The 11827-nt window shown below is 73.4% G+C and carries 11 protein-coding genes and 1 pseudogene; 9 read left to right on the forward strand and 3 right to left on the reverse strand.

Features of this window, described 5'->3' with window-relative positions; genetic code table 11:
• A pseudogene (locus J7E97_RS18225) lies at positions 1 to 757 on the forward strand (hypothetical protein); the annotation flags it as partial.
• A 112-nt stretch (positions 758 to 869) separates the two neighbouring features.
• Positions 870 to 2012: a glycosyltransferase family 4 protein gene (locus J7E97_RS18230; RefSeq protein ID WP_215028345.1), complete on the forward strand. Its 1143-nt coding sequence runs from the start codon at positions 870 to 872 to the stop codon at positions 2010 to 2012.
• Positions 2013 to 2279: 267 nt separating this feature from the next.
• On the opposite strand, the gene J7E97_RS18235 is transcribed toward J7E97_RS18230, so the two are convergent.
• Positions 2280 to 4076, reverse strand: coding sequence for a long-chain fatty acid--CoA ligase (locus J7E97_RS18235; protein ID WP_215028346.1), 1797 nt, complete (start codon positions 4074 to 4076; stop codon positions 2280 to 2282).
• A gap of 229 nt (positions 4077 to 4305) precedes the next feature.
• Between J7E97_RS18235 and J7E97_RS18240 the strand changes: the two genes are divergently transcribed.
• From J7E97_RS18240 to J7E97_RS18265, 6 genes are all read left to right on the forward strand, one after another.
• Positions 4306 to 5088, forward strand: a complete 783-nt coding sequence (locus J7E97_RS18240) for a metallophosphoesterase (RefSeq protein ID WP_215028347.1) — start codon at positions 4306 to 4308, stop codon at positions 5086 to 5088.
• 83 nt (positions 5089 to 5171) lie between these two features.
• Complete coding sequence (locus J7E97_RS18245; protein WP_215028348.1) at positions 5172 to 5615, forward strand: SRPBCC family protein; 444 nt, start codon at positions 5172 to 5174, stop codon at positions 5613 to 5615.
• A gap of 120 nt (positions 5616 to 5735) precedes the next feature.
• Positions 5736 to 6896 (forward strand): ArsA family ATPase, encoded by a 1161-nt coding sequence (locus tag J7E97_RS18250; protein ID WP_215028349.1) that lies wholly within the window; start codon positions 5736 to 5738, stop codon positions 6894 to 6896.
• Positions 6897 to 6972: 76 nt separating this feature from the next.
• Positions 6973 to 7470, forward strand: coding sequence for a DUF5304 domain-containing protein (locus J7E97_RS18255; protein ID WP_215028350.1), 498 nt, complete (start codon positions 6973 to 6975; stop codon positions 7468 to 7470).
• A 61-nt stretch (positions 7471 to 7531) separates the two neighbouring features.
• Complete coding sequence (locus J7E97_RS18260; protein ID WP_215028352.1) at positions 7532 to 8473, forward strand: ROK family glucokinase; 942 nt, start codon at positions 7532 to 7534, stop codon at positions 8471 to 8473.
• 186 nt (positions 8474 to 8659) lie between these two features.
• Complete coding sequence (locus J7E97_RS18265) at positions 8660 to 9412, forward strand: endonuclease/exonuclease/phosphatase family protein (RefSeq protein ID WP_215028353.1); 753 nt, start codon at positions 8660 to 8662, stop codon at positions 9410 to 9412.
• Positions 9413 to 9529: 117 nt separating this feature from the next.
• Here J7E97_RS18265 and J7E97_RS18270 read toward each other — a convergent pair whose 3' ends face one another.
• Entirely contained in the window at positions 9530 to 10117 is a 588-nt protein-coding gene (locus tag J7E97_RS18270) for a hypothetical protein (RefSeq protein WP_215028355.1), read from the reverse strand.
• The gene (locus tag J7E97_RS18275) at positions 10110 to 10889 is read right to left on the reverse strand and encodes a carboxylesterase (RefSeq protein ID WP_215028357.1); all 780 of its coding nucleotides are present in this window, start codon (positions 10887 to 10889) and stop codon (positions 10110 to 10112) included. The genes J7E97_RS18270 and J7E97_RS18275 overlap by 8 nt, the downstream gene beginning before the upstream one ends.
• Positions 10890 to 11052: 163 nt before the next feature.
• Here J7E97_RS18275 and J7E97_RS18280 point away from each other — a divergent pair, with 163 nt between their 5' ends.
• On the forward strand, positions 11053 to 11820 hold the full coding sequence (locus J7E97_RS18280; RefSeq protein ID WP_215028390.1) for a 1-acyl-sn-glycerol-3-phosphate acyltransferase: 768 nt from the start codon (positions 11053 to 11055) through the stop codon (positions 11818 to 11820).
• The last annotated feature ends 7 nt before the right edge of the window (positions 11821 to 11827 follow it).

Below are 11827 nucleotides of genomic sequence, written 5' to 3' on the forward strand. Positions count from 1 at the left end.
GTGGGACCAGGGCCCGGTGACCGTGGAACGGGGCGCGCACGCCCTGGTGCTCGGCGGCGCCGGCCAGAGCCCCGAGTCGCTGTCGGCCGTCGCCGCCGAGGCGGACGCGGCGGTGCCCGCCGTGAGCGCCGCCTGGCCGGGCCCGTGGGCGGGCCAGGTGGTCGTGCTCGTCCCCGGGTCGTTGGACGCGATGGCGGCGCTGCTGGGCCGCCCGGCCGCGGAGTACCGGGGCCTGGGCGCCGTCACCACCGGCCGGACCGGGGCGGGCCCGGCACCCGCCGACCGGGTCGTGGTCAACCCGGAGGGGTACCGCCGGCTCACGGCGGAGGGCCGCCAGGTGATCCTGACCCACGAGACCACCCACGTCGCCACCCGCGCGGCGACCACCGCGAAGACCCCGCTGTGGCTCTCCGAGGGCTTCGCGGACTGGGCGGCGTACAGCGGCCTCGGCCGCACGGCGGCCGAGGCCGCTCCGGCGCTCGGCCGGGCGGTGGGCCAGGGCGACCTGCCGGGCGCCCTGCCCGCCGACGGGGCCTTCGCCTTCGCCGGGGACGCGGACGCCCTGGCGAGGGCCTACGAGGGCTCCTGGCTGGCTTGCAGGCTCATCGCGCGCACGTGGGGCGACGCGGCGCTCGTCTCGCTGTACGGGAAGGCCGGCCGCGAGTCGCTGCCCGCGGCGCTGGACGATGCCCTGGGGACGGACGCGGCCGCACTGACCCGCGCCTGGCAGCAGGAGCTGCGCCGGGAGTTCCGGTAGGCCCCGCCGTCCCGAGGTCCGGGCGGGAGCCGGGAGGGAGCCGGGCGGCAGCCGGAGGGAGCGGGGGCGGAAGCCAGGCGGTCCCGCCCGGCTCCGGTAGGGTCGCGAAGCGATGCACAAGACGCTGATCGTGACCAACGACTTCCCGCCGCGGCCCGGAGGCATCCAGGCCTTCCTCCACAACATGGCACTGCGGCTGGACCCCGAGCGCGTCGTCGTCTACGCCTCCACCTGGAAGCGGTCCGCCGAGGGCCGGGAAGCCACCGCGGCCTTCGACGCGGAGCAGCCGTTCCAGGTCGTCCGCGACCGCACGACGATGCTGCTGCCCACCCCGCGCGTGACCCGGCGGGCGGGGGAGCTGCTGCGCGAACACGGCTGCGGGTCGGTCTGGTTCGGGGCGGCCGCGCCACTGGGCCTGATGGGCCCCGCGCTGCGCCGGGCCGGCGCGAAGCGGATCGTGGCGACCACCCACGGGCACGAGGCGGGCTGGGCGCAGCTGCCGGCCGCGCGGCAGCTGCTGCGGAGGATCGGCGAGGGCACGGACACGCTGACCTACCTGGGGGAGTACACGCGTTCGCGGATCGCCTCGGCCCTGACGGAGCCGGCGGCCGCGCGCATGGAGCAGCTCCCGCCGGGCGTGGACGAGCAGACCTTCCACCCCGGATCGGGCGGCGCCGCGGTCCGGGCCCGGCTGGGCCTGTCGGACCGGCCGGTGGTCGTGTGCGTCTCGCGCCTCGTCCCCCGCAAGGGCCAGGACACGCTGATCGAGGCGATGCCGCGGATCCTGGCGGCGGTGCCGGACGCGGTGCTGCTGGTGGTGGGCGGCGGCCCCTACGAGGGAGAGCTGCGGAAACTGGCCGCCTCGACGGGGGTCGCCGGCTCGGTGGTCTTCACGGGCGCGGTGCCGTGGTCCGAACTGCCCGCCCACTACGGCGCGGGCGACGTCTTCGCGATGCCCTGCCGGACCCGCCGGGGCGGGCTGGACGTCGAGGGCCTGGGCATCGTCTACCTGGAGGCCTCCGCCACGGGCCTGCCGGTGGTCGCGGGCGACTCGGGCGGAGCCCCGGACGCGGTGCTGGACGGCGAGACGGGCTGGGTGGTCCCCGGCGGCTCGCCGGACGACGCGGCGGACCGCGTCGTCGCCCTGCTCCGGGACCCGGACCTGCGCGAGCGCATGGGCGGGCGCGGGCGTGCCTGGGTCGAGGAGAAGTGGCGCTGGGACCTCCTGGCGGAGCGTCTGCGCCGGCTGCTCTGACGCCGGCGAACGGAACATGACCGGCGTTGCGGCCGGCCCGCGTCCCCGCCGACCCGCGCTGATCAGCGGTATCCGGCCTCCGGCCGCGGGCCGTCGGGCCTTCTAGTGCCGCGTCAGGCAACGTTTGCCCGTCAAGGAGCGGCGTCCGGTGCGTGCTCTCGGCGTGCCGGCCGGAAGCCCTCGTACTGGACGTACTTGGGCTTTCGGCCGGTGCGGCGAGAGTGCGTGCCGGACGCCGCGACGGGGCGAACGTTGCCTGACGCGGCACTAGCCCCGGTAGAGGGCTTCGATCTCGTCCGCGAAGTCCTTCGCCACCACATTCCGCTTCAGCTTCAGCGAAGGCGTGATGTGGCCCGACTCCTCCGTGAACTGGGCGGGCAGAATGCGGAACTTGCGCACCGATTCCGCCTTGGAAACCGCCGCGTTGCCGTCGTCCACGGCCTTTTGGACGGCGGCGATGAGGTCCGCGTCCTCGCGCAGCTCCGCGGCCGTGACGCCGGCCGGCTTGCCGTGCTCCGCTGCCCAGCGGCCCAGGAACTCCTCGTCGATCGTGACCAGCGCGGCCACGAACGGCCGCGCGTCGCCGACCACCATGCACTCCGCGACCAGCGCGTGCGCCCGGATCCGGTCCTCGATCACCGCGGGCGCCACGTTCTTGCCGCCGGCCGTGACGATGAGCTCCTTCTTGCGCCCGGTGATCGTGAGGTAGCCGTCCTCGTCGAGGGTGCCGACGTCGCCGGTGTGGAACCAGCCGTCGGTCAGCGCTTCGGCGGTGGCCGTCTCGTTCTTCCAGTACCCCTGGAAGATCTGCTCGCCGTGCAGCAGCACCTCGCCGTCGTCCGCGATGCGCACCACGGAGCCCGGCATGGGCTGCCCGACCGTACCGATCTTCTGCTTGTCCCACGGGTTGAAGGTGGTCGCCGCGCAGGACTCGGTCAGGCCGTAGCCCTCCAGCACCGTGAAGCCGATGCCGCGGAAGAAGTGCCCGAGCCGCTCGCCCAGCGGGGCGCCGCCGGAGATCGCGTACTCACCGCGCCCGCCGAGGACCGCGTGCAGCTTGCCGTAGACCAGCTTCGTGAAGACCTTGTGCTTGAGCTTCAGTCCCAGGGACGGCCCGCGCGGGGTGTCCAGCGCGCGGCTGTACGCGATCGCCGTCTCGGCCGCCGCGTCGAAGATCTTGCCCTTGCCGTCGGCCTGCGCCTTGGCGCGCGCCGAGTTGTAGACCTTCTCGAAGACGCGCGGCACGCCGAGGATCAGCGTCGGCTTGAAGGACTGGAGCTCGTCGGTGAGGTCCTTGATGTCCGGTACGCAGCCGAGGCGGATCGGCGCCAGCACGGCCGCCACTTCGACCAGGCGGCCGAAGACGTGCGCGGCCGGCAGGAAGAGGAGCACCGAGCACTCGCCGGTCTTGAACAGCGGCTTCAGGCGCTCCACGGCGTTGCCGCACTCGGCGAAGAAGTTGCGGTGGGTCAGCACGCAGCCCTTGGGGCGGCCGGTGGTGCCCGAGGTGTAGACGATGGTGGCCGGGTCGTCGGCGTTGGCCAGGCCGCTGCGCTCGTCGACCTCGGCGTCGGTGATCCCGACGCCCGCGCTCTCCAGCGTCGCGAGGGCGCCGCGCTCGATCTCCCAGACCTCGCGCAGCTCCGGCAGCCGGTCGCGCAGGGCTTCGACGGCCGCGCTGTGGCCGGGGCTCTCGACGATCGCCGCGACGGCGCCGGAGTCGCCGAGGATCCACTGGATCTGCTCGGGGGAGCTGGTCTCGTACACCGGGACGGTGACGGCGCCCGCGCTCCAGATCGCGAAGTCGATCAGCACCCACTCGTAGCGGGTGCGGGAGATCAGGGCGACCCGGTCGCCCGGCCGGATGCCGGCGGCCATCAGGCCCTTGGCCGCGGCCCGGACCTCGGCGAGGAACTGCGTCGCGCTGACGTCCTGCCACTGGCCGTCGACCTTGCGGGCCATGACGGCGGTGCCTGGATGCTGAGCGGCGTTGCGGCGGATGAGATCCGTGAGGTTCCCGTCCGACGGGACCTCGTACAGAGCCGGAAGGCTGAACTCGCGCAAGACTGCTGCTCCTCTGGGCGCCATCGCCACCATGTGGACCGACCGGACGTTACCCACCGGTAGTGGGTTCCGGATAGAGGGAACCGGCCGATTGTTCCGTGCGTCACATGCCACGGCCGTGCGGTGTCGACAGTAGTCGACCCCGTTTGAGACTCGGAAGTAACCGCAGGTCCGGCCGCTGCGCCTGATCCCCTACCCGTGGTGGGCAAGCGCCCCTAGGGTGGCGGGCATGGGTGGCACGAAGAGCGGTACGCGGGTCCATGTAGTCAGCGACGTCCACGGAAACACCGAAGCCCTCGCACGGGCCGGGGAAGGCGCCGACGCGCTGATCTGCCTCGGTGACCTCGTCCTCTTCCTCGACTACGCCGACCACTCGCGCGGCATCTTCCCCGATCTCTTCGGCGTGGAGAACGCCGACCGCATCGTCGAGCTGCGCACCGCGCGCCGTTACGAGGAGGCCCGCGAGTTCGCCCGGGCGCTGTGGACCGGGCTGGACCGGGACCGGCTGGTCGAGGGCGCGGTGCGCCGCCAGTACGCGGAGATGTTCGCCGCCTTCCCCCGGCCTACGTACGCCACCTACGGCAACGTCGACATCCCGGGTCTGTGGCCCGAGTACGCCGGCCCCGGCCTGACCGTGCTCGACGGGCAGCGGGCGGAGATCGGCGGACGGGTCTTCGGCTTCGTCGGCGGTGGGCTCCCGACGCCGATGCGGACGCCGTACGAGGTCTCCGAGGAGGAGTACGCCGCCAAGGTCGAGGCGCTGGGCGAGGTGGACGTGCTCTGCTCCCACATCCCGCCGGAGGTCCCGGAGCTCTGCTACGACACGGTGGCGCGGCGTTTCGAACGCGGGAGCGGGGCGCTGCTCGCCGCGATCCGGCGGACCAAGCCCCGCTACGCCCTCTTCGGACACGTGCACCAGCCGCTGGCCCGGCGGATGCGGATCGGCGCCACGGAGTGCGTGAACGTGGGCCACTTCGCGGCGACCGGAAGGCCCTGGGCCCTGGAGTGGTGAGGCCCGTACGCGCGATAGCCTTCACGCGGCGGCTCAGGGCCGTCCGCACACTTCCTCGAAAACTCCCCGGAGGAGCGACCGCGATGGCGGAACACACCAGCTCGAACATCATGATCGAGGCGTCCCCGGCCGACGTCATGGCTGTGATCGCCGACTTCGCCCGCTACCCGGAGTGGACCGGCGAGGTGAAGGAGGCCGAGGTGCTCGCCACCGACGCCGAGGGCCGGGCTTCGCTGGTCCGCCTGCTGCTGGACGCGGGCGCGATCAAGGACGACCACACGCTGGCGTACTCCTGGCCGGAGGAGAACGTGGTCAGCTGGAGCCTGAGCAAGTCCCAGATGCTCCGGCAGCTGGACGGCTCGTACCTGCTGGCGCCGCTGGGCGACGGCACCCGTACCGAGGTCACCTACCAGCTGACGGTGGACGTCAAGATCCCGATGCTGGGCATGATCAAGCGCAAGGCGGAGAAGGTCATCATCGACCGCGCGCTGACGGGCCTGAAGAAGCGGGTCGAAGCGGCCGTCTAGCCGCCGGCCGCCGACCCCTCGTCAAAACGCCGGCGGGCTGGAGTCGTCAGCCCCGCCGGCGTTTTGAGGCGCGGGGGTCCGGGACCGGCCCCCGGCAGCCGCCGCACAGCAAGGAGCACCATGCACACCCTCCTCGTCACCGGCCCCGGCGGGGCAGGGAAGAGCACCGTCGCCACGGCGACCGCGCTCGCCGCCGCCCGGCAGGGGCGCCGCGTGCTGCTGCTCACCGCCGAGCCGACGGCCGCGACGGCCCCGGCTCCGGGCCCGGGCCCGGCCGACGGCCTCCGCGTGGCCCGCATCGACTCCGGCGAGGACTTCCGCCAAGAGCTCGTCGCACTCCAGGAGCGCGGTTCCGCGCTCCTCGGGATGCTCGGCGCCCGGCCCCTGGCCGCCGACGAGCTCACCGAGCTCCCCGGCGCCGAACAGTTCGCGCTGCTCCGCGCCCTGCGGCGGGCCGCCGCCGAGCCCGCCACCGACCTCGTGGTCGTCGACATGCCCCCGCTGCACCAGGCCGTCGCCACCCTCGCCCTCCCCGCCCAGCTGCGCCGCTACCTCGCCCGGCTGCTCCCCGCCGAGCGCCAGGCGGCCCGCGCCCTGCGCCCCGTACTGGCCCAGCTCGCCGGGGTCCCCATGCCCGCGCAGTGGCTGTACGAGGCCGCCGCCCGGTGGGACGAGGAGCTGGCGGCCGTCCAGGCCGTCGTGGAGGCCCCCGGCACCCAGGTGCGGCTGGTCGCCGAACCCGGACCGGCCGCCGACGCGGTCCTTCGGCCCGGGGTGCTCGGCCTGGCCCTGCACCGGATAGCCATCGGCGACCTGGTCCTCAACCGGACGGTGCCCGGGGACTCCGCCGACCCCTGGGTCGCCGGGATCGCCGCCCAGCAGCGCGCCTTCGCCAAGCAGTGGGAGGCGCAGGAGGTCCCCCTGACCGCCCTGCCCCACCTGGGCCGGGACCCGCGGGGCCCGGACGACCTGGCCGGGCTCGCCGCCACGGAGGGCTTCGCCGCGGGCCCGCCCCGCCCGCGCCCCGAGTGGGCCGTCGATGACCGGCTCGCCGAGGACGGGGTGCTCGTCTGGTGCGTCCCGCTGCCCCGTGCCGAGAAGCGGGAGCTCGACCTGGTGCGGCGCGGCGACGAGCTGCTGCTCACCGTCGGCCCCTACCGCAGGATCGTTCCGCTTCCCGCGGCCCTGCGCCGCTGCACGGTCTCCGGCGCCGCGCTGGCCGAGGACGTGCTCCGCATCCGCTTCACCCCGGACCCGGGCCTGTGGCCCCGGACGCCCTGAACGCCGTACCGCCGTTCGGGTACCGTCGAAGGTAGTCCGCACAGCACGCCCCGCATCCGCCGCAGGAGAGTCCGCCATGAGCGAGGCCACCGACCGCCCCCACGACGCTCCCGTCGACGACGAGGCCTGGGCCGAGGCCTGCGCCGAGGACCTCGCCGCGGAGAAGGAACGGCGCAGGTCACAGGGTGCGGGGACCGGCGCGGGGACCGGGAGCGCCGCCGAGGAGCTCTTCAAGCTGTTCGAGGCCGTCGCCGACAAAGTGTCCTCGCTGAACAACCCGCTGATCACAGGGGCCGCCCAGGACGCCGTCCGGCAGTTCGTCAATCAGGCGAAGACCGCCGCCCAGCCCGTCATCGAGCGCAATCCCGAGGTCTTCGACCACCTCGCGGCCGCCGGATCCGAGCTGCTCGCCGCCTACCGCTCGGCGGTCGAGGGCCACGAGCGCCGCTGGACGCGTGACGAGCGCGCGGGCGGGAGCGGGGTCCGGGCCGACCGCGAGGGTACGGAGAAGGGCACGGACCGGGGCGGCGACGAGGACGGCGGCGGTCCCACCGAGCGGATCGATCTCGACTGATCCTCTTCACCTCTCGGGTACGGTTGACGGCGGCGGGGTTTGACCGGAAACCGAGGGACTAATGGGACTCACCATCGGCGTCGACATCGGCGGCACCAAGATCGCGGCTGGCGTGGTCGACGAAGACGGCACCATCCTGGAGACGTACAAGGTGCCCACCCCGCCGACGGCGGACGGCGTGACGGACGCGATCTGCGCCGCCGTGTCCGAGGTGGGCAGCAGCCACACCATCGACGCCGTGGGCATCGGCGCCGCCGGATACGTGGACGACAAGCGCGCGACCGTACTCTTCGCGCCGAACATCAACTGGCGCCACGAGCCGCTCAAGGACAAGGTCGAGCAGCGCATCGGCCTGCCCGTCGTCGTCGAGAACGACGCGAACTGCGCGGCCTGGGGCGAGTACCGCTTCGGCGCCGGCCAGGGCCACGACGACGTCATCTGCATCACGCTCGGCACGGGCCTGGGCGGCGGCATCATCATCGGCAACAAGCTCCGGCGCGGACGCTTCGGCGTCGCCGCCGAGTTCGGCCACATCCGGGTCGTCCCGGACGGCCTGCTGTGCGGGTGCGGCAGCCAGGGCTGCTGGGAGCAGTACGCCTCCGGGCGGGCGCTCGTCCGCTACGCCAAGCAGCGCGCGAACGCGACCCCCGAGAACGCGACGGTCCTGCTCGCGCTCGGCGACGGCACCCCCGAGGGCATCGAGGGCAAGCACATCAGCGAGGCGGCACGGGCCGGTGACCTGGTGGCCATCGACTCCTTCCGCGAGCTGGCCCGCTGGGCCGGCGCCGGCCTCGCGGACCTGGCCTCGCTCTTCGACCCGTCGGCGTTCATCGTCGGCGGCGGCGTCTCGGACGAGGGCGACCTGGTCCTTGACCCGATCCGCAAGTCCTTCAAGCGCTGGCTGATCGGCGGCGCGTGGCGGCCCCACGCGCAGGTCCTCGCGGCGCAGCTGGGCGGCAAGGCCGGCCTGGTCGGCGCGGCCGACCTGGCCCGCCAGGGCTGACCCGCCCCGCCGGGGCTGACCCGCCCCGCCGGGGCTGACCCGCCCCGCCGGGGCTGACCCGCCCCGCCGGGGCTGACCCGCCCCGCCGGGGCCGGCCCGCCTCACCGGGGTCGATCCCGCCCGTTTCACAGGACTGCCCGCCGCGCCCTCCGGGGTACGGCGGGCAGTTTGGTTATGTTGCCCGGTATGGAACTCGCCGAGCTGCCGAACTCCCGTACCGAAGCCGACGGTTCAGCCGTGATCCGGGCGCTCTCCTACAACGTCCGCTCGCTGCGCGACGACGAGGAGGCGCTGGCACGGGTGATCCGCGCGTGCGCGCCGGACCTGGTGTTCGTGCAGGAGGCGCCGCGGTTCTTCCGGTGGCGCAAGCACGCGGCGCGGCTGGCCGCGCGATGCGATCTGGTGGTCCTGTCGGGCGGCGCGACGGCGGCCGGTCCGCTGCTCCTGTGTTCCCTGCGGGCCTTCGTGGAGCGCACCGAGGACGTGCTGTTGCCCCTGACCCCTGGCCGGCACCGCAGGGGCTTCGCGACGGCGGTCGTACGGTTCGGCGGGGTGCGGGTGGGGGTGCTCAGCGCGCACCTGTCGCTGGACGGGCCGGAGCGGCTGGAGCAGTCGCGGATGCTCCTGGAGCGGCTCGCAGGGATGGACGTGCCGTACGTGATCGCGGCGGGCGACATCAACGAGGGCCCGGAAGGCGCGGCGTTCGGGCGGCTGGCCGGGTCCTTGCAGGACTGCTGGGCGGTGGCGCCGTGGGGCTCGGAGCACACCTGGGCCCGCTCCGGGCAGCCGAAGCGGATCGATGGGGTGTTCGCCGGCCCGGGGGTGGAGGTACTGGCATGCGGTGTACCGGCCGGCCTGCCGGGTGTCGCGTCCGCGGACCTGCTGGCGGCGACGGACCACCTCCCGGTACTGGCCGCCCTGCGCCTGCCGGCGGTGTAGCCGCCCGCGGACTCGAGCCGGGGGGCCGACCGCCGACCGCCAGCCGTTGCCGGGGGGCCGGCCCCCCGGACCCCCGCGCCTCACACGCCGACGGGGCGAACGTTGCCTGACGCGGCACTAGACGACCGCGCCGCGCCCCGGGTCGTCGTCCTCGTCGTCGCCCGACGACATCCGCGCGACCAGCGTCGCGAAACCGCCGAGGAAGCCGCCGATGCCCAGCGTCGTCAGCCACCACGTCATCTCCCACTGGAGCAGCACCGCCAGCAGCAGCAGGACCGGTCCGCCCACCACCGCCAGCCAGGCGAACTTCGACGTCGCGTCCGCCTCCGGCAGCTCCGGCTCCGGGGGCACGAAGTGGCCCTCGTCCCCCGCCGCGGCGGGGGAGTCGTCCGGATCCGCCAGGGAGTGGTCCCGGGGGCCCGCCGTGCCCACCCCCGGTGCGAACACCACCGAACTGCCCAGCGCCGTCGCGGACGGGGCATCCGGCGCGGAGTCCGGCGCGGAGTCCGCCGGGGATTCCGGTGCGGACTCCGGCAGGGACGGCTTGACGTCCTCCTCCGGCAGGAGCAGGTTCTCGATCGGTCTGAAGGGCCGCGCGCCGGGCGGGTCCGCCGGCTCCTGGCCGTACCCGGCGACGATCGCCGCCCACGCCGCTTCCTCGTCCAGCGGAGGGACACCCCCCGCGGACTCCTCGTGCTCAGCCACCGCTGGCCGCCCCCTCCCTGCCCACGCTCTCCGCCAGTCGTCCGACGAACGCATAACTGTCCGCGAAGATCCGCTCCGCGTCATGGTCCAACGTCGCGACGTGGTAGCTCTGTTCCAGCAGGGTCTCGGTGACGTCCGTGGAGGACACCCGCGCCAGGATCCGCGCAGAGTCGGCCGGCCGTACGACGTGGTCCTGCGGGCTGTGCAGCAGCAGCAGCGGCTGCGTCACCTGCGGGAGTTCGGTGTCCAGCAGCTGCAGGAACCGCCGCAGGGAGTGCGCGGCCCGGGTGGGGATCCGGTCGTAGCCGACCTCCTCCGAGCCCGGCTTGGCGATGTCGCTCGCGATGCCCGGCCGCGACCGGACGAAGTGCTTGACCACGGGAAGGGTCACGGCCAGCGGATCGTGGATCTTGTTGACCGGGTTGACGAGGACGATCCCGCTGATCGAGTCCCCGTGCTTGGCCGCCAGCCGCAGCGTCAGCGCGCCGCCCATGGACAGCCCGAAGACGAACACCTGGTCGCAGTCGTCCAGCAGCTCCCGCAGCGCACGGTCCACCTCGGCGTACCAGTCCTGCCAGCCCGTGAGCTGCATGTCCTGCCAGCGGGTCCCGTGCCCGGGGAGCAGGGGCAGCGACACCGTCAGCCCGCGCGCCGCCAGATGCTCGGCCCAGGGGCGCAGCGACTGCGGGGAACCGGTGAAGCCGTGGCAGAGGAGGACACCGACCTTTCCGCCCTCGTGGCGGAACGGCTCGGCTCCAGGGAGGACGGGCACCAGGGTCTCCTTCAAGGGGGCATGGGGGTGCGTAGCGCTGTGTGACTTCACCGTACGCGACGGGGGTGGTACCGACCAGGGTCGTCGGGCCGCTGCGGGTGCGGCCACGGGTTAAGGTCTGTTCGACAGACACAGGAAGGCTTTCGAGTTGATCTACGGCGCAATGAAGTTCTCGATCGGCGGTTCCCTGAAGCTCGCCTTCAGGCCGTGGGTGGAGGGCCTCGAGAACATTCCCGCGGAGGGGCCGGCGATCCTCGCGAGCAACCACCTGTCCTTCTCCGACTCCTTCTTCCTCCCGGCCGTGCTGGACCGGAAGGTGACCTTCATCGCGAAGGCGGAGTACTTCACCTCCCCGGGCGTCAAGGGCAAGCTGACCGCCGCCTTCTTCAAGGGCGTCGGACAGCTGCCGGTGGACCGTTCCGGTGCGCGCGGTGCGGGCGAGGCCGCGATCAAGAGCGGCATCGAGGTCATCGGGCGCGGAGAGCTGTTCGGTATTTACCCCGAGGGGACGCGTTCACCCGACGGCCGCCTGTACCGCGGCAAGCCGGGCGGTCTGGCGCGCGTGGCACTGGCCACCGGCGCGCCCGTGATCCCCGTGGCGATGATCGACACCGAGAAGATCCAGCCGCCCGGCAAGGTGGTTCCGAAGCTGATGCGTCCGGGCATCCGGATCGGCAAGCCGCTGGACTTCAGTCGGTACCAGGGCATGGACGGGGACCGGTTCATCCTTCGGGCGGTGACCGACGAGGTCATGTACGAGATCATGAAGCTGTCCGGCCAGGAGTACGCGGACATCTACGCGACGGCCGCCAAGCGCCAGATCGCCGACGCCGAGAAGGCCGCGGCCAGGAGCGAGAAGGCCCACAAGGCCGAGGCGGACAAGGCCGAGAAGGCCGGCCAGGCCGACCGGCTCACGGAGACCGACAAGTAGCAGCACG

The organism is Streptomyces sp. ISL-66 (genome assembly GCF_018614135.1).
In the GTDB taxonomy this organism is placed as follows: domain Bacteria; phylum Actinomycetota; class Actinomycetes; order Streptomycetales; family Streptomycetaceae; genus Streptomyces.

Excerpts from the sequence above, each read along its gene's own strand:
- J7E97_RS18230 (WP_215028345.1), top strand. The coding sequence starts at position 870 with ATGCACAAGACGCTGATCGTGACCAACGACTTCCCGCCGCGGCCCGGA.
- J7E97_RS18240 (WP_215028347.1), top strand. The coding sequence starts at position 4,306 with ATGGGTGGCACGAAGAGCGGTACGCGGGTCCATGTAGTCAGCGACGTC.
- J7E97_RS18245 (WP_215028348.1), top strand. The coding sequence starts at position 5,172 with ATGGCGGAACACACCAGCTCGAACATCATGATCGAGGCGTCCCCGGCC.
- J7E97_RS18250 (WP_215028349.1), top strand. The coding sequence starts at position 5,736 with ATGCACACCCTCCTCGTCACCGGCCCCGGCGGGGCAGGGAAGAGCACC.
- J7E97_RS18255 (WP_215028350.1), top strand. The coding sequence starts at position 6,973 with ATGAGCGAGGCCACCGACCGCCCCCACGACGCTCCCGTCGACGACGAG.
- J7E97_RS18260 (WP_215028352.1), top strand. The coding sequence starts at position 7,532 with ATGGGACTCACCATCGGCGTCGACATCGGCGGCACCAAGATCGCGGCT.
- J7E97_RS18265 (WP_215028353.1), top strand. The coding sequence starts at position 8,660 with ATGGAACTCGCCGAGCTGCCGAACTCCCGTACCGAAGCCGACGGTTCA.
- J7E97_RS18280 (WP_215028390.1), top strand. The coding sequence starts at position 11,053 with ATGAAGTTCTCGATCGGCGGTTCCCTGAAGCTCGCCTTCAGGCCGTGG.